Here is a 22901-nt window from a genome sequence, read left to right as displayed (position 1 = left end):
TAGTAGCAAGCCTAAGATTTTGCGGGTGTAGCTCAGTGGTAGAGCACTGCATTTCGATTTTGTGTACATCGCTTAGTGGTACAGTTGCTAAAAGGCACTGAATAAGTACCTAGTAGCAAGCCTAAGATTTTGCGGGTGTAGCTCAGTGGTAGAGCACTGGCTTCCCAAGCCAGCAGCGAGGGTTCGATTCCCTTCACCCGCTCCAGATACGAGCACCTATAGCTCAGTTGGATAGAGCAACGGACTTCTAATCCGTGTGCCGGGGGTTCGAATCCTCCTAGGTGCACCAATATTAGATATGGTGGATATGGCCTAGTTGGTTAGGGCGCCAGATTGTGGCTCTGGAGGTCGTGGGTTCGAATCCCACTATCCACCCCATATATAAAAACATGACCCATTAGCTCAGGCGGTATAAGCAGAGAACCAAAATCGTGTATTTCGATTTTGTGTGAATCGCTTAGTCCGAATTACCAATTATCATCAAAACAACAAAATAGATACTGTGATAAACTTAAAAAACATGACCCATTAGCTCAGGCGGTAGAGCACCTGACTTTTAATCAGGGTGTCCGGCGTTCGAGTCGCCGATGGGTCACCACTTGCGGGAGTGGCGGAACTGGCAGACGCGCTAGACTTAGGATCTAGTGTCATTGACGTGGGGGTTCAAGTCCTCTCTCCCGCACCATAAAAAATTGGCGAAGGCCAATTTTTTTATTACCCTGAACTGGGAGGGAAAATATGGAATGAAAATGAAATTTTTTATATTTATTTTTCTAGCTATAATATTAGTTGCATATATTTATATACAAATTAGTTTTTTTAAAGTAAACGAGGTAAAACTAAATAGTGAAAAAATAAAAGATGATATAAAAATAGTTCAAGTTTCAGATTTTCACAACAATAGATTTATAAATAAAAAAAGATTTATAAAAAAGATTAAAAGTATAAATCCCGATATTATAGTTCTTACAGGAGACATAATAGATGCAAAGACTAAGGATTTTGATTATTCAATAAGTATGATAAGAGATTTAAAAAATATAACTGATAAAATATATTTTGTCTGGGGAAATCATGAAATAAGGAATAATAGAGGTAAGGAATTTGTTGAAATTTTAAAAAGAATGGGTATTTTTGTATTAGAAAATGAAAATACTAGAGTTCATATAAATAATACAGAAATGAATATATGTGGAGTAAATTTTTATATAGATAAAAATGATTATAAAAATTCATTAGATGGGATAGATGAAAAAAGCTATACTATATTGCTTTCTCATTCCCCTAATAGACCTATATCCTATTCTGAAGGCAAGGAAGATTTAATTCTTGCAGGGCATACCCATGGAGGACAGGTTAGATTTCCTATAATTGGAGCTATAGTGGCACCAGGACAAGGATATTTTCCAAAACATGATAAAGGATTGTTTAAAATAGGGAATACTACCTTATATATAGATAGTGGTCTTGGGAATAGTGTATTTCCTATTCGATTTTTAAATAGAATTCAAATAAGTAATATTGCCATAAAAAAGGGGTATAAATAATTTAAAATAATCTTATGAGGGGTGTTGCTTATGAAAAAAGCTATATTAGGAATTCAAGTTGGTGGAAGAAGTGATACTGCATTAGAACTTCAAAGAATACTCACTGAATATGGCTGTTATATCAAAACACGTGTGGGAGTTCATGATACTGATCCATCTAAAAAGATTTGTAGTGAGATGGGTATTATATTGTTAGATTTTGTAGTAGGAGAAGATGAAAAACTTGCTGAATTTGAAGAAGCATTGGAGAAAATAGATGGCATAGTAGTTAAAAAGATGGAATTTGATATGTAAATGTATTTGACCAAAGGACTAATTCCATTTATAATGGAATTAGTTCTTCTTGCGCCCTTAGCTCAGTTGGATAGAGTCGCTGACTTCGAATCAGTTGGTCGGGGGTTCGAGTCCCTCAGGGCGCGCCAATATTCATATTATAATCTCATTATTGTTGATTAAGTTTATTGTTTTGATTTAGGTAATCTAATCTACCTTCTAAATATTGAAGATGATTGTCTATTTCAGAAGTCATTCTTTCATACATTTGTTTTGCTTGTTGATCTTCAGTTGCTTGTGCCATAGTAGCGTAACAGCATGAATTAGCATCAGCAATAGATATACTCAAAATTTTTTATATAAAAATATATTTTTATATTCACACTTTAAATTTTGTCATATTTAGGTCTTTGCCAAAATATTATTTATATATAATAAAAATATGGTGGTGAAGATATGTATGACAATTTTATGACCCCAGATGTTTTAGGCACTTTTACAGGGCTGGTAGTTGCTACTAGTATCATAGTACAGTTTACCAAAGGTTTCGTAAAGAAAGGCTTTGGAGATGGTGCCGTAAGACTTTATACTTTTCTTATATCCCTTATATTGACTTTCGTATTTGCAAAATCAGGTAATGGAGTTCAAGGTGTGGTACTTACCATAATAAATGCTATATTGATTTCATTTGCTGCTATGGGTGGCTATGAAGTGGTATCTGATCCAAGAGCAGAAAAACAAAAAATAAAATAGAAACAAAATTGTGAATGGTTTGACCGGAACATATATATAATTTTTAGATATATGATTTTTAAAAAAAAGGTTTCCTTAAATTTAATGATTTCAATGGAAGCCTTTTTTGTTTTTTCTATTGACACTGGGTGTGCATTGGTGTACTATATAGTTAGTGCACTAACATACAACGATATTCACGGAGGTGAAAAAATGGAATTTGATGATAAGCTACCTATCTATATACAGATAATGAATTATATAAAAAAGAAAATAGTTTCAGGGGAAATAAACGGAGGTGATAAATTGCCATCAGTTAGAGAACTTTCATCAGAATTAAAGGTAAATCCAAATACAGTCCAGAGGACTTATCAAGAACTTGAAAGAGAAAATCTAGTCTTTACTCAAAGAGGAATGGGGACTTTTGTCATAGAAGATACAGAAATAATTAAGAATTTGAAAAAAAGTATGGCATTAGACATTGTCAACAACTTTATTTCCGAAATGAAGGAATTGGGTTTTGAATATAAAGAGATAGTTGAAATAATATTGGACAACAAAAAAAAGGAGGAATAGAAATGGGCAACTTAGTCGAAATTAAGGGTTTGTCAAAGAATTATTTGAGTAAAAAAGCACTAAACAATTTAAGTTTAGATATTGAAAGTGGAAAAGTAGTAGGAATACTTGGACCTAATGGAAGTGGAAAGACTACACTTATAAAAATACTCACTGGACTTTTAAGGCAGTCTAAAGGAGAAGTATTTATAGATGGGCACAATGTAGGGGTATATACAAAATCTATAGTATCGTATTTGCCAGATAGAAATTTTTTGTACAATTGGATGACGATAGATGATGCTTTTAAATTTTACAAAGATTTTTATTCTGACTTTGATGAAAATAGGGGAGAGAAGCTTCTCGATTTTATGAAGCTTGAAAAAAACATGAAGATAAGCTCTTTGTCAAAGGGTATGAATGAAAAATTAAATTTGACTTTAGTATTGTCTAGAAGAGCTAAGCTATATATACTAGATGAACCAATTGCAGGAGTAGATCCTGTAGCTAGGGATAAAATATTAGATGCTATAATAAACAATTACAACGAAAGTAGTTCAATGATTATAACTACTCATTTAGTTAGAGATATGGAAAGCTTGTTTGATGAGGTAGTGTTTTTAAGGGAAGGAGAAATACTGCTTAAAGGAAACGCAGAAGCCTTGAGAGAAGAAAAAGGTAAATCTATTGATGAAATTTATAAAGAAGTATTTGGAGAATAGGAGGGATAAATATGGGTAGATATATGAAATATGAAATAAAAGGAAGTTATAAATTTATTTTGGGAGTTTTGGCAATAGTTTTGATACTTACTACAGTATTCTATTCTTATCAATTTAAGCAGAGCAATATGGGAGCTATAGGTGGCGTGGCTTATCTCATCATGTTTGTAGCATTGTTTGCAGCATTTTTATATATAGTAGATTCTTTTAAAAAAGAACTATATGAAGACAGAGGATATTTAACTTTTACATTGCCTCTTACAGGAAATCAGATATTAGGTTCAAAATTATTGGTGGCACTTATGTGGTTCATTATACTAGGAGTTGTAATACTATTATATAATGGATTTATGCTTTCAAGATTTATAGAATTTGATATAAGCTTTAGGGAAATATTTTCTGTATTTAATACAGAAACTGTAGCCGTTGGAATGACTATGTTTATTAGTGGAGTAGTGACTTTGATACTCATTTATTTTTCTATGGCACTAGGTAGAGTTACTTTTAGAAACAAAAAAATTGGTGGGATGTGGTTTGCAATATTTTTAATTTTAAATGGTCTAATAGGATATACTACTTTAAAAATAACCAAGGCAGTTCCATATTATTTAGATTTAAATAGCTTCAAGGTGGTTACTCAAAGAGCGATAGAACAATTGAGTATGCTTGAAAGTATGAATTTTATGAGTATAAATAGTGCAAGTGTGATAGTTTCAGCTGGAGGTAGAACTTTTATGAACATTGGTTCCTTGATTTATACCATTTTCATAGGAGTAGCTACTTTCTTGGGTACTGGATATTTAATAGAAAATAAAATTGATCTATAATTTTAGACCATAGAGATAAAGCCCTTGTCACAAGCATGGTTGACAAGGGCTATTCATGGATTTAGCAAAAACTGTAAGGGTTGCAGAACAAAATAACCAATAGCAAGAAGAAAAACAATAGGCTATCATCACTTCCAAATAACCAATCCAATGGTCCTTGGAACAAGATTACTAAAAGTAAAAAGAAAAATAATAGACTGGATTGTTGATCTGGTGTACAGCCAGATGTCTTGATATTGTTTTGTATCATATAAGATACACCTCCTTATGTTTCTAATATAAAATATGTAATAGGAGACCTTATTGTTACTTATAATATATAAGAGAGGGAGTGGTAAATTGGATAAAAAAATAATATTATTTTTCATTTTCTTTTTTTTATTTCTAATACTCTTCATAGCATTAATTTTTGTCAGTGAATATAAGAACATGCAAAAGTTAAAATTGGAGTATCCTAATATTTCAAAAGAAGCCTATGCTTATAGAAAAACTAATTTAAAAATTTGGGCAGTAAATTTAATTGTAAGTTTTTTGATTCCACTTTTAATATTAACTACTGGATTGTCAAGTAAAATCAAAGCATTTGCTGAAAATAGGACTAACAATAGATTTTACATAATACTTATATATTTAGTTTTATACATTCTCATAGATTTTATATTGACTCTTCCTATTAGATATTATAGTGGATTTGTAATTAAGCACAGATTTGGTCTTTCAAATCAATCTATTGGAAGATGGGCTGAAATTGTATTTAAAGAATTCGGTTTAAATTTAGTTTTATCTTTACTTTTTATGTGGTTTCCGTTTTATCTTATATACAAGAGTCCAAATAGATGGTGGCTGTATTTAGGACTTATATCAATTCCTGTATATTTTTTTTCAAGTTTCGTAAGTCCTATGTATATTGATCCCTTATTCAACAAATATACTGCATTGGAGGATAAGGAACTTGAAAGAGATATAAAGGTTTTACTTGAGAAGGCTAAAGTGGGAGATGCAAAAATTTATCAAGTAAATAAAAGTGCAGATACAAAAGAGATGAATGCCTATATGACAGGAGTTTTAAAGTCTAAAAGAATTGTAATTTGGGACACTACCATAGAAAATCTGGAAAGAGAAGAAGTAGTAGCTATAGCAGCTCATGAAATAGGTCATTATGTAAAGGGACATATTTGGAAAAGTATAATTTTAGGAGGAATTTCTTCTACATTGTTGTTATTTTTGGTAGATAAGACTTCTCTTTGGCTACTAAAGGGTTCCAATGGGTATTTTGGTTTTAGGCATCTATATGATATTGCATGTCTTCCTCTTTTAATATTTGTCTTGAATTTCTATATGTTTTTTGCTTCGCCCATTGTGAGTACTTATTCTAGACAATTGGAATGGCAGGCAGATAAATTCGAATTGGAATTGGCAAGGAATAAAGAAGCCACTGCTTCATCTCTCATAAAACTTCATGAAGGAAGTCTAGCACTTCCTAGGCCAAGTAATATGTATAAAATATGGTATTATAGCCATCCATCTTGTGAAGAAAGAGTAAATTTTGCATTAAGTTACGAATATGAAAATAAGCTGCCTTAGTTAAGGGCAGCTTAAATATTCTTGAAGGATATTTTTGTTGCTTGAGCATTTTATTTTATTTATCGCTTTAGATTCAATTTGTCTTATTCTTTCTCTTGTAAGATGATATTTTTCTCCTATTTCTTCTAGAGTTTTTGGTTCATTGTCATTAAAACCAAATCTAAGCGCTAATATTTCTTTTTCTCTAGGGGATAGGGTATTTAAAGCCTTATTTAAATTTTCTTTCAAATCTTTTTCTACAATTATTTCTTCAATAGAAGGTTCATCTGAAGGAATGAAGTCTTGAAGTTCAACATAAGAATCTTCATTGTCTAGATTTATAGTGGTATTTAGGGAAACAAAGCTATTATATGTTTTTCTATAGAAATTTATGTCATTGTATAGTTTTTCATCCATTTTTATTTCTTCAGGTACAGAGTTTGGGTTGATTTCTTTGTTTAGAGATTGATTTTCATTTTCTATTTGATTGATTTGATTTACCTTTTCCCATATATGAGCAGGAAGTCTTATGAGTCTACCATTGTTCATAATAGCTCTATCCATCTGATGAGTAATCCAATAATATATGTATGTGGAGAAACTAGTATTTTTGTTTAAGTCAAATTTTTCTATTCCTTTCATCATTCCGATGACTCCTTCTTGCACTAAATCTTCAAAAGCGAAAGAAGAATTTACATTAGATCTTTTCTTAGCTGCTTTATATACAAGACCCATATTGTTTATTATAAGTTCATTTCTTGCATTTATATCTTTTTTCAGTCTATAAGAAGTGAGTAGTTCTCTATTAGAGTATTTGATATTCGTATTGATTTCGCAATTTTCTAAAAAATCAATAGCTAAACTTTTCATTTTTATCACCTACTAGTAGTATATTCTATAATGGTTAATAAAATCCTTCAAAAAATGAAAAAATAGTTGCAATACCATCACTGCTGTTATATAATATATATAACAAATAGAAAGGATGAAACAATATGATTCTAAAAATTGACTTTGAATCAGAAATGCCTATTTACGAGCAGCTGAGGAGACAAATAATTGAAGGTATAGCTAAGGGAGAATTAAATACAGGGGAAGAATTGCCTTCAGTTAGACAGCTGGCAGAAGATATTGGCATAAATTTGCATACTGTGAACAAAGCATACAATGTCTTAAAAGATGAAGGATATTTAGTTATAGATAGAAGAAAAGGTGCAATGGTCAAAGATATATTGCCTGAAGCAACTAAAGAATACTATGATAGTTTGGAAAAAGAACTTAAATTTATTGTTGCCGATGCTTATTGTAGGGGAATGGGAAAAGATGAGTTTTTAAAACAATGCGAAAGGTATTTTGATGAGTATATTGAAAGCAGGAGGGAGAGAGAAAATGGAAGATAGGATTTATATTATAATCATGAACTTGTCTTTTTATATTATTTTGTTGGTTTTGCAAATACTGACACCTAAAATGACTAGAAAAAACATATATTTTGGAATTAGAATACCAGAAAAAGAGTTAGAGAATATAGAACTTAAGAAAATATATAAAGAATATGTGCTTGAAAACATAATAGTAAGTATTCCATCAATGATTTTGCTTTCTCTTTGGGCATATTTTTATGACAATATAGTTGTTATTTCTTCTTTACCTATTTTTATTTATATAGCTGTATTATTTTTAGTTTATTTACGTGCAAATGGTAAAGTGAAGAAATTGAAACAGGAAGAAAATTGGGAAAAACCAAAAGAAGAGTAGTAGTAGATATGAAATTTAGCAAGGAAAAAGTTAAAGCAGGGAATATATCACCTTGGTGGTTTTCGATTCCCATAATTATAGCTCTAGTGAACTTAGCAGTTGGACTAAGTCTAGCCCCTACTTTGCCTGAAAAAGTTCCTAGTCACTGGGATATTCAAGGCAATATAAATGGATATATGGATAAAACTTCTTTTATATGGTTCATGCCTTTACTTCAATTGGGAATGGGAGTTTTGTACTTTTTTATGTATAAAATCATAGGTTGGTCAAAACAAGAAATAAGTTCTAAAAATCCAGAAGAATCAGTGAAGAGAAATATTATATTTAGAAGAACTTGGTCTATATATATGTTAGTTATGGGTATAGGTATGAATTTTCTTTTTACACTGGCTAGTTTGTACTCTTTTGGGATAATAGGTGGAAGTGTGAATACTATTGTAAGTTTATTTTTTATATTCACAGGAATTATAATAGTATATAGTATTGTCATCTCCATAAAAGTGGGGCAAGGTGGCAGTAGACTTAAGCTTGATGGTGAAGGTGAGTATGAAGAAAAGAATAGAGATGATGATGCATTTTGGAAACTTGGAAATTCTATATATTACAATCCAGATGATCCAGCTCTATTTATTGAAAAGAGATTTGGGGTAGGTTGGACTGTCAATGTAGGAAGACCATTGGGAATGTTTTTCATGATACTTCCAATTATAATCACTGTAGTCATTTTGCTTTTAGCTAAATAGATTAAAACTAGTACAAGTAGAGTATAAAAATAGTAGCTTTATCAGCTACTATTTTTTAATGAAACTTTCATAATCTTTTTTTATCTTAAATTTTTTGCTCTTTCTCTAATAGCTATTTCTTCACTACTTTTAGCTTCATCCATAGTGATATTGTGGGGAATAGTTTTTCCATTTTCATCTACAAATACAAAAGTTACAAATCCATCTGAAACAATATGTTCTGAATTGTTTTTTGTGATTTTGCCGTATACTGTAAAACTAGTTCTTCCAGCTTTAGCAACTGAAGTTTCCATATTTATGATGTCTCCTTTGTTTCCGGGCTGGGTGAAAGTGAGACCGTGTATATTGACGCAGACCACATTTTCAGGTTTTTCTGTGACTTTTGCTGCACAAATAAAGCAAGCTTCTACAAACCATTCAGCCATTCTGCCAGCAAATAATGTACCATGATGATTTAAATCTTCGGATTTAACTAAATGTGCTACATTTATCTTTTCCATATTGAAGACCTCCTTATATGTCAATCAAACATATTTTAACACCTAAATGATTTTTTTTCTACATAGGTTTGACAAGTTAGTGTATCAAATTTTTTATTTTCACAGATAAAACTTTGTTATAATATAATTGTTACAAAGAAGATGTACAAAGGAAATGGTATAAATAAACAAGATGATAGGAGGAAGGAAAATGAACTATGATTTTGATGAAGTTATAGAAAGAAGAGGCACCAATAGTTCGAAATGGGACAGCTGCAAGGATGTATTTGGTAGAGATGATATAGTCCCCATGTGGGTTGCTGATACGGATTTTAAGGCTCCCATAGAAGTCATAGAAGCTATGAGAAAGAGAGTTGAACATGGGATATATGGCTATACATACAGAGGACAATCCTACAATGAAACTGTAGTAGATTGGGTTAAAAAAAGGCATGGATGGGATATAGATAGTGAATGGATAACATTTAGTCCTGGTATTGTACCTGCCTTGAGCATGTGTGTCAATACATTTACACATCCTGGAGATAAAGTGGTCATACAATCTCCAATTTATCCTCCATTTCAATCAGTAGTAGAAGCTAATGGCAGAATCAAAGTAGACAATGAACTTATTTTAAGAGACAATCATTATCATATGGATTTGGACAAGTTGAGGGAACAAATATGTATACAAGATAGCGGTGAATTTGACAATAGAGTAAAAATGCTTTTATTATGCAATCCTCACAACCCAACAGGTAGATCTTGGAACAAAGATGAATTGTTGGAATTAGGCAGAATATGTGTAGAAAACAATATACTTATTGTTTCTGATGAAATACATTCTGATATTATATATAGTGGACATAAGCATATTCCAATAGCTTCATTGTCGGAAGAATTGGCCCAGTGCACAATAACTTGTATTTCTCCAAGTAAGACTTTCAGCCTTGCAGGACTCTCTACATCAGCTATTATCATACCTAATAAAAGAATTAGAAGTATGTTTAACAATACACTAGAGACTTTACATATAGATGGTGGAAATATATTTGGAAGTATTGCCTTGGAAGTAGCCTATAAAAATGGTGAAGAGTGGCTGGAAGAGCTTTTGGTGTATCTTGAAGATAATTTAAATTTCCTCATGAAATATTTTGAAGAAAAAATACCCCAAATTGTGCCAATTAGGCCTGAAGCTACCTATCTTGTATGGCTTGATTGTAGTGGATTGGGTTTGGAAGGGGAGCAACTCATGGACTTTTTTGTGAATGAAGCTAAAGTTGGAGTCAATCCAGGATCTAATTTTTCTAGAAGATGTGGAAGTTTTGTACGATTAAATATAGGATGTCCTCGTTCAACCCTTAAAGAAGGGCTAAAGAGAATAGAAGAAGCAGTGAATAGATTATAATAAATAAACACTCCTTAAACTCATAGTTTGAGGAGTGTTTTAAATTATGAAACTCTTTTATTTTCCCAAGTTCCTCTTTTATAGGCTATAAATACTACAAGCATTTCAGCTGCATCTGCAACTAAAAAACTAATCCATACGTATATTACTGATAAATGGAATACTTTTGTGGCTAAGAAAATGAGTGGTACTTGTACTCCCCATCTAGATATCAAACTAGACAATAAAAAAGGAGTATTGTGACCCGAACCAGCGAAAACTGAACCCAGTCCCATAGCAGCTCCACCAAGGGCTAATGCAGGTATCATTATTTGAATCATGGACTTTCCAACTTCTATTACATTTACATCATCTATGAATATTTTCATCAATTGTTTAGGAAATATAATAGCTATGATTGAAAGAATACCCATCATGACGAAGTTAAACAGTGCAGAAAACTTTGCGGTATCTTTGGCCCTTTCTACATCATCTGCACCTAAACACTGACCAACAATAGTACTACTTCCCATGACTATTCCCATTATGGGCATAAATGCAAAGTTAAATAACCTTCCGCCAATTCCCATGGCAGCCACTGTATTGGTTCCATATAGGGAAACAAATTTTAGTGTAAATATACTTGCCAAGTTTCTAGAAAGAATTTCTATACCAGAAGGCAATCCTATAGTCAGTAGTTTCTTATCTATTTCCCAATCCAAGCTAAATAGGCCTTTGATAGAAATTTTAACTTTTTTATCTCCTTTAAAGAGCATTCCAAATCCTATGCTGAAAGCTACTACTGTTGAAATAACTGTAGCCAATGCTGCTCCAAATACACCCAAATTAAGTCCTGGTATATTGGTTCCAGGAAAGTATTCAAACATAAACAATGGGTCCAAAATTATATTTGTAATGGCAGCTGCTATCATTATGTACATAGGGCTTTTAGCATCTCCCAAGCATCTCAAAGCCGTATTTACAGAATAAGAAGAAAACATTATAGGTAAAAAGAATATCCTTATATATCCATAATCAAGTGCAGCTTGTACAACTTCTTCTTCATTTGTGAAAAAGCCCAAAAGAGGTTCTAAGAAAAAAGCCATAAATACTGCTGCTATGATTGCGACAAGTGCTTTAAAAGTAAGGGTTTGTTCAACAACCTTTCTTGTCTTTTCTGTATTTCCCATGCCATAGTTTTGGGATATGAGAGAAATAGAACTGGTGCCTATTATTTCATTTAACACTTCTACCATCCAGAATACTGTAGAAAAAATTGTTACTCCCGCAACAGCAGAAGCTGATATTCTACCTACCCATATCATATCTACTATATCGTATACTGCTTGAAGGAAAAATCCCAGCATAGTAGGGATAGACATTTTGAGGAGATTTTTTCGAAGATCTCCTGTAAGAAGTTCATTATCCAATGGTTCACTCATATTATCATCTCCTACAAATTGTTTAGCGTCTCTAAATATATAATATATACTAATTCATTTTATAATGTATGTCAATTGAAAAAGACCAAATTCTAAGTTTTAAAAATATTTTTACTTTAATTCAGCAAAGTGCATATAACAAATCAAATAAGTTTGTTCACTTTTACATATTGTAATGCGGTAAGATAAAAGAAATAAATAATAAAATTCAGAATTCATTAAATTATCGCTCAAATGAAATTTATACTTTGGAGAATATCAAAACATAAAGGAGGAGATAACAATGATTTTAAAACAGGTTATGGAAATGTTTGAATTACTAGATAAACCAAATGCAAACGGCAATGAAGTTGCAAAATACATTAAGGCTCGTGGCAATGAAAATGTAGAAATAAATGTGGAAACAGTTGAAGGTGAACAAGGCAGTACTGATTTTATAAAGATACTCATAAAAGGGAAAAATGGGAAAACTAAAAGTGGTACTGCAAAGACATTAGGCATAGTTGGCAGATTAGGAGGACTAGGTGCAAGACCACATATGAATGGATTTGTATCAGATGGAGATGGAGCACTGGCTGCATTGTCAGCGGGTTTAAAATTAGTTGATATGAATGCAAAGGGAGATGTGTTGGAAGGTGATGTAATAGTTGCTACTCATATATGTCCAGATGCCCCAACTTTGGAACATTATCCAGTTTACTTTATGGATTCACCAGTAGATATGGATACCATGAATAGATTGGAAGTTTCACAAGAAATGGATGCAATATTAGCCATAGATACTACTAAAGGAAATGAAGTGCTTAACTACAGAGGGTTTTCAATATCACCAACAGTAAAAGATGGATACATTCTTAAGATTAGTGATGATCTTGTAAATATTATGAAAAAAGTGACAGGAAAACTCCCTGTAGTATTCCCCCTTTCACAACAAGATATTACACCCTATGGCAATGATTTATACCATATAAATAGTATTCTTCAACCAAGTACTACAACAAGTTCACCAGTAGTTGGAGTTGCTATAACTACTGAAACTTCCGTAGCAGGTTGTGCTACAGGAGCAACTCAAGCTATAGATGTAGAAATGGCAGGAAGGTTTGCTGTAGAAGTTGCTAAAGAATATGGAATTGGAAAATGTAGCTTCTATGATGAAAAAGAATTTGAGTTGTTGCTTAAATTGTATGGAGAAAATAAAAGATTTCAGACAAAGGGAAATATTTAGTTTAGGCATTAAGCTTTACGATAATTTATGAGGAGGAGAAAAAAATGGGAAAAAAATCATTGGTACTGTTTTTAGTTTTTGTCATGGTATTGTCATTAGCATTAACTGGTTGTGGAAACAAAGAAACTAAAAATCCATCAACTGGCAGTGAGGATACGACAAATGACAATTCTTCGAATGAACCCAAAGAAGGTGGGACATTAACTGTTGCATTAGCAGCTATTCCAAAAACATTAGATCCTGTCAAGTATACTGGAATTTACGAAGGAAATGTTATTCATAGTATAGCTGACAATTTAGTTTATTACAATAAGGACCTAAATGAGATAATTCCTGGATTAGCAACAAGTTGGGAAATATCAGATGATCTTAAAACATATAAGTTTACATTAAGAGATGATGTATATTTTCAAAAAGGTAAATTCCAAGATGGAAGAAAGATGACAGCTGAAGATGTTAAATATAGTCTTGAAAGATCAGCAAAAGAATCTGTCATGAAGAGACTTAGAATGCTTGAATCTGTTGAAATTGTATCTGACACAGAAATTATTTGTCATCTAACAGAACCAAATGCAGCATTTTTGACAGTTTTAACAGATGCAGGAAATGTCATAGTTCCAAAAGAAGAAGTTGAAGGCTGGGGAGAAGATTTTGGTACACATCTAGTTGGTACGGGACCATTTGCATTTAAGGAATGGAAAAATAGTGACAGTGTTGTTCTTGAAAGATCAGAGAATTACTGGGGAGAAAAGCCATATCTAGATGGTGTTACTTTTAAATTTATAACTGATCAAAACATGATGACAAATGCTTTGAGAACTGGAGAAATTGATGTAGCTACAGATATAACAGGTGAAAGTATGCAAGCTATAAAAGCCGATCCAAATTTAGTACTAAATGAAAAACCAGCATTGAAAGTAATATATATTGCTATGAATTTAATGGAAGGGCCTACAAAAGATCCAAAAGTAAGGGAAGCTATTATTTCCGCAATAGACATAGATGCAATGGTCAAAGGCTTATATCCATGGGGAGAGGCACAAAGAGCATATTTGGCATTACCTCCTGGATCATGGGGATATGATGCATCTTTAGAAGAAAAAGTTCCTAAATATGATCCTGAAAAAGCTAAAAAGCTAATGGAAGAAGCTGGATATCCAAATGGTTTCCAAACTGAAATATATGTTGCAGGAAGTGATAAAACTGCAGTTATAGTTCAAGACTATTTAAAGAAGAATTTAAATATTGACATGAAGATAAACTTACTTGAATGGGGAACATTTAGTGAAGTTGTTTCAAAGGGAAAAGCTCCTATGTATGCTATGTCATGGACATGGTATCCAGACCCTGATTTTTTCTTGTATCAAATGTTCCATAGCAAACAAATTGGTTCATTAGGAAACGGTCAAGGATTTAGCGATCCAAAAGTAGATGAATTGTTGGATAAAGCAGTATCAGAAACTGCTGATCAAAATGAAAGAGCAGAATTGTATAAAGAAGCTTTAGGTATAATAACTGAAAACAATGGAAGAATTAATTTTGCAAATGGAAAGATTATAGATGGAGTAAACAAAAAAGTACATGGTTTTGAAAGAAGTGCAGATGGAACTATATTTATTACAAATCCAGAAATAAATGTATGGAAAGAATAATATATTGAAATTTAAAATTGAAAAACCTTATATAGCAATATATAAGGTTTTTCAATAACATCTAACAAAGAAGGTTGAGGTGAGCTAGATTGGTTAAATATTCATTAAAAAGAATACTAGAATTAATACCTACTATATTCATAGTAGTATTTATAGTGTTTGTTGTAACTCGTGTCATACCTGGAGACCCTGCAGCTGTTATGTTAGGACCTCAAGCCAGCGTAGAAGCTGTGGAAGAATTGAGAGAAAATTTAGGATTGAATGACAATATATTTGTACAATTTGGCAGATATTTAAAAGGAGTTGTACAAGGAGATTTAGGAAAATCCTATTATTACAATCAACCTGTCACAAAGCTTATAAGTGAGAGATTTCCCAATACACTAGTATTAGCTATTGTAAGTATAATAATTGGACTTCTGGTAGGTATTCCTGTGGGAGTAGTATCAGCAACTAAACAGTATTCGGCATTTGATTATATATCCATGATTTTGGCTTTAATTGGTATATCAGTGCCTATATTTTGGTTAGCGATGATGGCAGTACTATTATTTAGTGTAAATCTTGGCTGGCTTCCATCTGTAGGAATGGGTGAAGGAAGTTTTATAGATATAGTAAAGCATTTGATTTTACCTTCTGGTTAAATCAGTTAAAGCCAATGCAAAGGATGTATTGAATATGGATATAACTGCAACATATCAATGGGCTTCTAGCGATGCTAGATATTTTAGATACAAAGGTATTCCAACCATACAATATGGTCCTGCCAACACAGAAGGAATTCATTCATACAATGAGACGGTTGATATAAAGGATTTGATAAGTTCTGCTAAAGTATATACTGGTATGATTTTAGATCTTCTTAAATAATTGACTTCAAAAGAGGTGTTAAAAATGCTTTTATTAAAAAATTGTAATGTGTTTGATTCTTTAGAGGGCCAGTTTTTTTTAAGCGATATTCTAGTACAAGGTAACAAAATAGAAAGTGTCAAGAAAAATATAATAGTAGATAATCTAGATACTCATGTCATAGATATAAAGGGAAACATAGTATGTCCTGGATTTATAGATGCTCACAGTCATATAGGAATGTGGACTTTAAACGACAATGGAAATGATGCAAATGAATGTGTAAAACCTTTGACACCAGCTCTAAGGGCTATAGATGCTTTGAATCCCTTTGATGAAGCTTTTAAAGATGCTTATTCAGCAGGTATAACAACGGTTATGATATGTCCTGGAAGTGGAAATGTTATAGGAGGACAAGCAGCTATTATAAAAACTTATGGTACTAGTGTTGAAGACATGATTATAAAAAGTCCTGCTGCCATGAAAATTGCCTTTGGAGAAAACCCCAAAAATGTCTATTCGTCTCAAAAAAAATCTCCAAGCAGTAGAATGGCTACTGCATTTCTCATAAAAGAAATGCTAAATAAAGCAGAAAAATATTATGAGGAAGAAAGAAAAGGATTGGAACATGAATATGATGAGGAGCTGGAAGCTTTTTTACCTGTATTTAATGGTGAGATTCCTTTGAAGATACATGCTCATAGATTAGATGATATAATGACAGCCATAAGAATTGTTGAAGAGTTTCAAATTGATTATACATTAGATCACTGTACAGAGGGATATTTGGCAGCAGATTATATCAAAGAAAAATATGTTCCTGTTATGTTGGGCCCTTTATTTTCCTTTGCCACCAAAGTAGAAACCAGAAATGCCAGTGTAGAAGCTCCAAGAGTTTTCAATGACAAGGGAGTTTTAATATCCCTTATATCAGATCATCCTTTTATGAATTGCAAGTTTTTGCCTTTATATGCAGGTTTATTGTCTAGATACGGACTTGATATGATAGATGGTCTAAAAGCTCTTACAATAAATCCTGCAAAAGCATTGAATATAGATAATAGAGTTGGCAGCGTTGAAAAAGGGAAAGATGCAGATTTGGTAGTATTTAATGGGGAACCTTTGGAAACTACTACAAAGGTACTTTTAACAATTATTAATGGTGAAATTGTATATAAAGATTTGGATTGATTGGGGGATTAAAGATGTTGCTACTTAAAAATGGAAAGATATTTACAATGGCAGATAGCCAAGTTGTTTATGGTGATATATTGATAGATGAAGGCAAAATTATTGATATAAATAGTTCTATACGAGAAGAAGATGCATTAGTTTTAGATGTGAGAAATCATATTGTTGTTCCTGGTTTTATTGATGGACATTGTCATGCAGGTATAATTGAAGGCGGAGTGGGAAGTGTAGGAAATGATATGGAGGAAGCAAATGACACTTTAAGCCCTGAACTTCTAGCAGAAGATGGGATAAATATTAGAGATTGTGTCTTTGAAGCTGGAATTAGAGCAGGTGTCACAACAGTATCTGTTGCACCAGGAGAATCCAATGTCATAGGAGGTAAATCATGTGTGATAAAAACCTATGGTCAAACATTGGAAGATAGAATGGTGAAATCTTCTTCTACTTTAAATATATCTATTGGAGAATTTGTCAAAAGGCTTGGTGATGTAAGGGTAGAGATGCCTAGATCTAGAATGGCTATCACATATATGATAAGAAGTTTTCTAAATGGAGCTAAGAAATACTATGAAGAAACTAAAAATGAGGATGTAGATAGGAATACTTTTAATGAGAAATATGAAAGTGTTAAGTCTATATTTACAAAGGATACAAAGGTAGAGATATGTGCTCATAAGGCTCAGGATATACAAACTGCACTGAGATTAAAAGAAGAGTTTGATTTTGATTTGATACTAACTTATTGTACAGAAGCTTATTTAATTGAAGAGCAAATAGATAAAAGTATTCCTCTGATGCTAGGACCATATTTAACTGATAAATCAAATTTTGAAATAAAAAATAGAAATTCTAATTCTCCAGCTATTTTTTCTAACGAAGGATTCAATACTTGTCTTATCACAAATCATCCAGATATTCCTTTGGATTTTTTACCCATATGTGCAGCTATAGCAATTAAAGATGGAATGAGTTTTGAGAATGCACTTAAATCAATAACTATAAATCCTGCAAAGTCACTGGGTATAGATAATAGGGTAGGGAGTATTGAAATAGGAAAAGATGCAGATATTGTTGTATTTGATGGAGATCCTTTTAAAGCTAGAACTAAAACTTGCCTTACAATAGTTAATGGTGAAGTTGCTTATAGGAGATGAGTATATGGAAAGAGTGGCAACTATAACTATAGGTCAATCTCCCCGGGTTGACTTAGTACCAGAAATATTAAAACTTATGAGGGATGATATTGAAATTGTGGAATATGGTATTCTTGACTCCTACACTTATGAAGAAGCAGAAAATATGCTTAGACCAAATAAAGGTGACAATGTACTAGTTAGTCGAATGAGAGATGGAAGACAAATAGAAATGAAAGAAGAATTAGTACCAAATCTTATTCAAGAATGCATAAATAATATTGAAAAAGAGGGAATAAACACTATATTCTTATTGTGTACAGGAAAGTTTCCTGAATTTGAACATAAGGGACTTCTTTTAGAACCTTTTTCGCTGTTGCATTCAATAGTTAAAGATGTATCAAGTGGAAAGATTGGTGTCATTGTTCCGGATAGTTCTCAAATAGATCAGACAATTGAATATTGGAGAGAAGGAGGGAATGATATTTTTGTAAGAGCTGTTTCTCCCTATAAAGATTTCTTTGACAATATAGAAAAAGAAGCCTTAGATTTTAAAAATGAGGAATTGTCTTTAATAGTGCTGGATTGTATGGGGTATTCTTTGGAGATGAAGAAAAAAGTTAAGGAAATAACGGGAAAACCAGTTTTGCTACCGAGAATAGTTATGGCAAAACTTTTGGAAGAATTGGTATAAATAAGTTTCGGAGGGGATAAGTATGAAGAAAAAACCTATAACTATGGATATCATCAATAGTTGTTCAGAGCATTATAGAGCTGATAAAAACAACAAGGTTTATTCAGACGCAGTTATGAGAAATGGACTTGTAGAGGTTAGTTTAAATAATGATTCTATAAGAAGTATGCATTTTGATTTTTCTCATGAAATAGAAGTCGGAAGAGTTACAGCACAGAAAAAAACTGCAAGGTGTTGGATGTTTGCAGCTTTGAATGCAGTAAGATACAGTATTTCTCATAGTTTAAGGATGAGGGAAGTAGATTTTCAATTATCTCAAAACTATACATATTTTTGGGATAAGCTAGAAAAATCAAATCTATTTTTAGAAAATATCATAGAGACCATGGACAGAGAATTATCTGACCATGAAGTAGCAGGTTTACTAAAAGATCCTCAAAGTGATTGTGGTCAATGGGATATGTTTGCCAAGCTTATAGAAAAGTATGGTGTGGTACCATTATATGCAATGCCTGAGACTCAAAGTGGCACAGATTCAAAAATTATCAATGAAATAGTAAATGAAAAGTTAAGACAAGGTGCAAAAGAACTTAGAGATATGAATAGAGATGGAAAATCAATGGAAGAAATTGAAGAGCAAAAAGAATCCATTCTTCTAGATATGTACAATATTATATGTCATTTTCTTGGAGAACCTCCAAAGACATTTGATTTTGAATACTGGGATTTAGATGGGGTGTTTCACAGGGATCAAGATATAACTCCATTGGAATTCTATCACAAGTATTCTAAAGTTAAACCGATTGATTATATAAGCATCATAAATTTTCCAACAGAAGACAAACCTTTTGGGAATACCTATTCATTAAAATATCTTGGAAGTGTAGTAGATGATGAACCAATCAAGTATTTAAATCTTGATATTGAAGTTTTAAGACAAGCTGCTATTGCTCAAATAAAAGATGGAGAACAAGTTGTATTTGGATGTGATGTAGGGAAGATGTCTCATAGAGAATTGGGAATACTTGATACAAATTTATATAATTATGAAACGGTACTAAATACCAAATTCAATATGACAAAAGAAGAAAGACTTATGTATAGAGGAACAAGTTTAACACATGTCATGACATTTACAGGTGTTAATATTGTTGATGGAAAGCCAAACAGATGGAAGATACAAAATAGCTGGGGTGAGGCAGAAGGAAAGAAAGGCTTTTATATTATGAGTGATGAATGGTTTGATGAATATGTGTTTAAAGTCATCATAAACAAAAAACATTTGAGCAAAGAAATACTTAAACAATATGAAAAAGCTCCAACAATACTTAGTCCATGGGATCAAGTAGGACCATTGTTTTAAAGATAGGGACAAAATAGGCTTTCGTTGAGAAAATTCAACAACAAAGAAAGCCTATTTTTTTATCTTATGCAATATATTATTTTAAATTTAATGAAAAAAGGTCATGTATTTTAAGTCCTAAATGGAATACAAGTCTGGTTTCAGAACTATCCATATCCAAACCTGTAATTTCTTCAACTTTTTTAAGCCTTTGATATAGTGTGTTTCTATGGATGAATAGTTTGTCAGATGTTTCAGAAAAATTGCAATTGTGTTTAATCAGTACTTGAACGGTTTCAAATAATTGAGTGTTGTTTTCTCTATCATATGCATATATTTTTCCTATTCCATTATTATATAGTCTTTCAAGTATAGGATTGCTAGGATATTTATATAAAAGATGATATATTATCAAATCATCATAAGCATAAATACTTTTTCCATTTTTAAATATTTTAGCACCTATTTTCAAACTAAAAATTACATCTTCATAGGCTAAATTCAAATCATCTAAGGTATCATAAGCCCTACTTAATCCGATAGAAAATTTATATTCAGGCATTTGAAATTCCAATGTATTTAAAAGAGTATTGTATTTTTGAAGTAGTTTTTCATTTGGAATATCATGTTTTATTCTTATAAATACAATAGAGGAAGTATTTGTTATAGCATGGTCATCATAAAAACTAGCTTTGGCAATATTTAAAGTTTCATTTATAATATTTGCAGGTATTTTTTCTGATTCCAATGGATCTGAATGCCTTATTTTTAAAGGTCTTATGTTAATTATCCATACAAATCTTTTTAAATTATATTCTATATTGAAAAATTTGGCTTCTTTTTCAACAATATTTTTATCAGAATACAATCCGTACAATATACCTCTTACAAATTCTTCTTTGGACTTGTTGTATATAAGCTCCTTTTCATGATAAGTCATCAAAGATATAATTATAAAAGGTATAGCTTCATTGGAAATTTTGATATTGTATTCACTGTCACTTATCTTGTCAATTTCTTCCACTATGCAAAGATATCCTAAATCTCTATCATAAGTTTCTAATGGATATATTGTATAGATTTCATCACTACCATTATATACAATTGGATTTAGAGTAGATAAAGTATTTGATTCATTGTCTTTGATTAAAGTCGACATAGTATCTGTAAGTATTTTTTTCTCTTCATCCAAAGGATTGGCATCGGCAAAATCAATTATTTTTCCATTGGTTGATAATAGCAGTACAAGACCATTTATATAATGTGTGAGTATATTAAGAATGTTGTTTGTAGAGAAATAATTCGTGTTTTTTAAACTAATAAGATTATTCTTAAATTGATTGACTAAGAAACTATTTATGTCTTTTGTATATTTAAGAGTAGAGATGATATCCTCATAAGTGTTGTCTGCTGGTATTTTAATGACTGGGAAATTGACTTCATAGAGTTTAATTATTTGTTGGAAGTGTTTAATAATTTCATCACTTATGCTATTGTTAGATACAAGTCCCAACAACCCAATTTTTTGTTCTTTAAGTGTATTCAATATAGTAACAAGATTTATCTTTTCCTTAACAATTATATCAGGAGAAACTATAACAAAATCTCCTTTTTTAAATTGGGAGTGCTCATAGGGAATGTCAATTATTCTGATATCTTTAATATTGTTGTCAAAGTATTCATTCCCAGAAATAATTTCAAAATTAATGAAATTTTGGCTAAGATCAAATAGTTCTTGAATTTTCATTGAGAGATCACCCTTATATTTAGAATGTTTTTACTAGTATACTTCATTAAATTAATATATGCAAGGGCGTACAACATTAGAGTCTTCTAATTCTTGGAAAATTCAATCAGTAAAAAATGTTTTTAATAGTTCCAAATATGTTGCAAGGCTAAATTAAATGATATAATTGTATTGTAAAATATTGAATATATTTATAACTATTTTATTTATACGAGGAGGCGGAAATATGAAGGTTTTTTTGAGTGCAGATATTGAAGGAACTACTGGTATCACTCATTGGGATGAGACAACAAAAAGCAAACAAGACTATGAGTATTTTGCACAGCAGATGACAAGAGAAGTAGAAGCTGCTTGCAGGGGAGCTTTAAAGGCAGGTGTAGAAGAAATTTGGGTAAAAGATGCCCATGAGTCAGGAAGAAATATAAATCCAGCCAAATTGCCAGAAAATGCAAAGCTCATAAGAGGTTGGAGTGGGCATCCATTTTCAATGGTTCAAGAATTGGATGAATCCTTTGATGCATTGATATATACAGGATATCATTCTTGTGCTAGCTCAAATTTTAATCCTCTTGCCCATACTATGAACAGTTCTACTATTGACTATATAAAATTGAATGGAACTATTTGTAGCGAGTTTTTATTGCATTCCTATATAGCAGCTTATTTAGGAATTCCTGTTGCATTTTTAAGTGGGGACAAGGGACTTTGCGAAGAGGTAAAGAGCTTAAATGAGAATATAGTTACGGTAGCAGTAAATGAAGGAATTGGAGATTCAACTATAAGTATTCATCCAGAGTTAGCTACAAAACTCATTGAAGAAGGAGTAGAAAAAGCACTAAAGGGAGATTTAAACAAATGCAAGATAGGATTACCTGATGAATTTGAACTTGAAATTAGATATACAGCTCATACCATGGCTTTTAGAAATTCGTTTTATCCAGGAGCAATACAAACTTCACCTAAAACTATAGTTTTGAAAACTACAGATTATTTTGATGTGTTGAGAGCAATATTATTTTTAACTTAATGCTTGTTTA

The 22901-nt window shown here is 31.8% G+C and carries 25 protein-coding genes and 6 tRNA genes; 26 read left to right on the top strand and 5 right to left on the bottom strand.

Translation table 11 applies throughout. From position 1 onward, the window contains the following. The first annotated feature begins 131 nt into the window (after positions 1–131). From ACFWUA_RS02175 to ACFWUA_RS02140, 8 genes are all read left to right on the top strand, one after another. Positions 132–205, top strand: a tRNA-Gly gene (locus tag ACFWUA_RS02175). 7 nt (positions 206–212) lie between these two features. Further along, positions 213–289, top strand: a tRNA-Arg gene (locus ACFWUA_RS02170). Between the two features lie 12 nt (positions 290–301). Continuing rightward, a tRNA-His gene (locus ACFWUA_RS02165) sits at positions 302–378 on the top strand. Positions 379–522: 144 nt separating this feature from the next. Next, a tRNA-Lys gene (locus ACFWUA_RS02160) sits at positions 523–598 on the top strand. Positions 599–601: 3 nt separating this feature from the next. After that, positions 602–685: transfer RNA gene (locus ACFWUA_RS02155), tRNA-Leu, on the top strand. Positions 686–743: 58 nt separating this feature from the next. After that, positions 744–1547, top strand: coding sequence for a metallophosphoesterase (locus ACFWUA_RS02150; protein WP_416198533.1), 804 nt, complete (start codon positions 744–746; stop codon positions 1545–1547). 30 nt (positions 1548–1577) lie between these two features. Further along, positions 1578–1841, top strand: coding sequence for a hypothetical protein (locus ACFWUA_RS02145; RefSeq protein ID WP_416198532.1), 264 nt, complete (start codon positions 1578–1580; stop codon positions 1839–1841). A gap of 51 nt (positions 1842–1892) precedes the next feature. Next, a tRNA-Arg gene (locus ACFWUA_RS02140) sits at positions 1893–1969 on the top strand. A 20-nt stretch (positions 1970–1989) separates the two neighbouring features. Here the strand turns inward: ACFWUA_RS02140 and ACFWUA_RS02135 are convergent. Then, entirely contained in the window at positions 1990–2124 is a 135-nt protein-coding gene (locus ACFWUA_RS02135) for a DUF1657 domain-containing protein (RefSeq protein ID WP_416198531.1), read from the bottom strand. Between the two features lie 152 nt (positions 2125–2276). Between ACFWUA_RS02135 and ACFWUA_RS02130 the strand changes: the two genes are divergently transcribed. The 5 genes from ACFWUA_RS02130 (at position 2277) to ACFWUA_RS02110 (ending at position 6240) form a co-directional block, all read left to right on the top strand. Beyond that, a complete protein-coding gene (locus ACFWUA_RS02130) occupies positions 2277–2573 on the top strand; it encodes a hypothetical protein (RefSeq protein WP_416198530.1) in 297 nt (98 codons plus the stop codon). 192 nt (positions 2574–2765) lie between these two features. Beyond that, positions 2766–3128 carry a GntR family transcriptional regulator gene (locus tag ACFWUA_RS02125; protein WP_416198529.1) on the top strand — a complete coding sequence of 121 codons (363 nt, stop codon included), beginning with the start codon at positions 2766–2768 and terminating at the stop codon, positions 3126–3128. A 2-nt stretch (positions 3129–3130) separates the two neighbouring features. Then, on the top strand, positions 3131–3829 hold the full coding sequence (locus ACFWUA_RS02120; RefSeq protein WP_416198528.1) for an ABC transporter ATP-binding protein: 699 nt from the start codon (positions 3131–3133) through the stop codon (positions 3827–3829). An 11-nt stretch (positions 3830–3840) separates the two neighbouring features. Then, positions 3841–4656, top strand: a complete 816-nt coding sequence (locus tag ACFWUA_RS02115; protein ID WP_416198527.1) for a hypothetical protein — start codon at positions 3841–3843, stop codon at positions 4654–4656. Positions 4657–5085: 429 nt separating this feature from the next. Continuing rightward, a complete protein-coding gene (locus tag ACFWUA_RS02110) occupies positions 5086–6240 on the top strand; it encodes a M48 family metallopeptidase (RefSeq protein WP_416198526.1) in 1155 nt (384 codons plus the stop codon). Here the strand turns inward: ACFWUA_RS02110 and ACFWUA_RS02105 are convergent, their stop codons facing one another. Continuing rightward, the gene (locus tag ACFWUA_RS02105) at positions 6241–7089 is read right to left on the bottom strand and encodes an RNA polymerase sigma factor RpoD/SigA (protein ID WP_416198525.1); all 849 of its coding nucleotides are present in this window, start codon (positions 7087–7089) and stop codon (positions 6241–6243) included. Between the two features lie 125 nt (positions 7090–7214). Here ACFWUA_RS02105 and ACFWUA_RS02100 point away from each other — a divergent pair, with 125 nt between their 5' ends. Genes ACFWUA_RS02100 through ACFWUA_RS02090 form a run of 3 tightly spaced genes read left to right on the top strand, consistent with a single transcriptional unit; the run spans position 7215 to position 8720 of the window. Next, positions 7215–7619, top strand: a complete 405-nt coding sequence (locus ACFWUA_RS02100) for a GntR family transcriptional regulator (protein WP_416198524.1) — start codon at positions 7215–7217, stop codon at positions 7617–7619. Beyond that, positions 7609–7977 carry a hypothetical protein gene (locus tag ACFWUA_RS02095; protein WP_416198523.1) on the top strand — a complete coding sequence of 123 codons (369 nt, stop codon included), beginning with the start codon at positions 7609–7611 and terminating at the stop codon, positions 7975–7977. Before ACFWUA_RS02100 ends, ACFWUA_RS02095 begins: the two co-directional genes overlap by 11 nt. Continuing rightward, the gene (locus tag ACFWUA_RS02090; protein WP_416198522.1) at positions 7953–8720 is read left to right on the top strand and encodes a DUF1648 domain-containing protein; all 768 of its coding nucleotides are present in this window, start codon (positions 7953–7955) and stop codon (positions 8718–8720) included. The genes ACFWUA_RS02095 and ACFWUA_RS02090 overlap by 25 nt, the downstream gene beginning before the upstream one ends. Positions 8721–8800: 80 nt before the next feature. On the opposite strand, the gene ACFWUA_RS02085 is transcribed toward ACFWUA_RS02090, so the two are convergent. Continuing rightward, the gene (locus tag ACFWUA_RS02085; RefSeq protein ID WP_416198521.1) at positions 8801–9220 is read right to left on the bottom strand and encodes an acyl-CoA thioesterase; all 420 of its coding nucleotides are present in this window, start codon (positions 9218–9220) and stop codon (positions 8801–8803) included. A 190-nt stretch (positions 9221–9410) separates the two neighbouring features. Between ACFWUA_RS02085 and ACFWUA_RS02080 the strand changes: the two genes are divergently transcribed. Beyond that, positions 9411–10607, top strand: coding sequence for a MalY/PatB family protein (locus ACFWUA_RS02080; RefSeq protein ID WP_416198520.1), 1197 nt, complete (start codon positions 9411–9413; stop codon positions 10605–10607). Between the two features lie 44 nt (positions 10608–10651). Here the strand turns inward: ACFWUA_RS02080 and ACFWUA_RS02075 are convergent, their stop codons facing one another. Further along, positions 10652–12028: an MATE family efflux transporter gene (locus ACFWUA_RS02075; protein WP_416198519.1), complete on the bottom strand. Its 1377-nt coding sequence runs from the start codon at positions 12026–12028 to the stop codon at positions 10652–10654. Between the two features lie 283 nt (positions 12029–12311). Here ACFWUA_RS02075 and ACFWUA_RS02070 point away from each other — a divergent pair, with 283 nt between their 5' ends. The 8 genes from ACFWUA_RS02070 (at position 12312) to ACFWUA_RS02035 (ending at position 20138) form a co-directional block, all read left to right on the top strand. Beyond that, positions 12312–13253 carry a DUF1177 domain-containing protein gene (locus tag ACFWUA_RS02070; protein ID WP_416198518.1) on the top strand — a complete coding sequence of 314 codons (942 nt, stop codon included), beginning with the start codon at positions 12312–12314 and terminating at the stop codon, positions 13251–13253. A 44-nt stretch (positions 13254–13297) separates the two neighbouring features. Then, a complete protein-coding gene (locus ACFWUA_RS02065; protein ID WP_416198517.1) occupies positions 13298–14905 on the top strand; it encodes an ABC transporter substrate-binding protein in 1608 nt (535 codons plus the stop codon). Between the two features lie 89 nt (positions 14906–14994). After that, positions 14995–15549, top strand: a complete 555-nt coding sequence (locus tag ACFWUA_RS02060) for an ABC transporter permease (RefSeq protein ID WP_416198516.1) — start codon at positions 14995–14997, stop codon at positions 15547–15549. Between the two features lie 34 nt (positions 15550–15583). Then, positions 15584–15775, top strand: a complete 192-nt coding sequence (locus tag ACFWUA_RS02055) for a M20/M25/M40 family metallo-hydrolase (protein WP_416198515.1) — start codon at positions 15584–15586, stop codon at positions 15773–15775. A gap of 24 nt (positions 15776–15799) precedes the next feature. Further along, positions 15800–16945 (top strand): amidohydrolase, encoded by a 1146-nt coding sequence (locus tag ACFWUA_RS02050; RefSeq protein ID WP_416198514.1) that lies wholly within the window; start codon positions 15800–15802, stop codon positions 16943–16945. A 14-nt stretch (positions 16946–16959) separates the two neighbouring features. Beyond that, on the top strand, positions 16960–18102 hold the full coding sequence (locus ACFWUA_RS02045; protein WP_416198513.1) for an amidohydrolase family protein: 1143 nt from the start codon (positions 16960–16962) through the stop codon (positions 18100–18102). A 4-nt stretch (positions 18103–18106) separates the two neighbouring features. Next, entirely contained in the window at positions 18107–18775 is a 669-nt protein-coding gene (locus ACFWUA_RS02040; protein WP_416198512.1) for an AroM family protein, read from the top strand. Between the two features lie 22 nt (positions 18776–18797). Then, positions 18798–20138: an aminopeptidase C gene (locus ACFWUA_RS02035; protein WP_416198511.1), complete on the top strand. Its 1341-nt coding sequence runs from the start codon at positions 18798–18800 to the stop codon at positions 20136–20138. A 76-nt stretch (positions 20139–20214) separates the two neighbouring features. Here ACFWUA_RS02035 and ACFWUA_RS02030 read toward each other — a convergent pair whose 3' ends face one another. Then, the gene (locus ACFWUA_RS02030) at positions 20215–21864 is read right to left on the bottom strand and encodes a helix-turn-helix domain-containing protein (protein ID WP_416198510.1); all 1650 of its coding nucleotides are present in this window, start codon (positions 21862–21864) and stop codon (positions 20215–20217) included. A 226-nt stretch (positions 21865–22090) separates the two neighbouring features. On the opposite strand from ACFWUA_RS02030, the gene ACFWUA_RS02025 reads away from it, so the two are divergent. Continuing rightward, the gene (locus ACFWUA_RS02025) at positions 22091–22891 is read left to right on the top strand and encodes a M55 family metallopeptidase (RefSeq protein WP_416198509.1); all 801 of its coding nucleotides are present in this window, start codon (positions 22091–22093) and stop codon (positions 22889–22891) included. The last annotated feature ends 10 nt before the right edge of the window (positions 22892–22901 follow it).

The sequence above is a fragment of the Sporanaerobacter sp. genome, from assembly GCF_047830725.1.
Taxonomy (GTDB): Bacteria; Bacillota; Clostridia; order Tissierellales; family Sporanaerobacteraceae; genus Sporanaerobacter.
The sequence above is the reverse complement of the archived record's forward strand: the minus strand, read 5'-3'. Positions and strand labels throughout refer to the sequence as shown.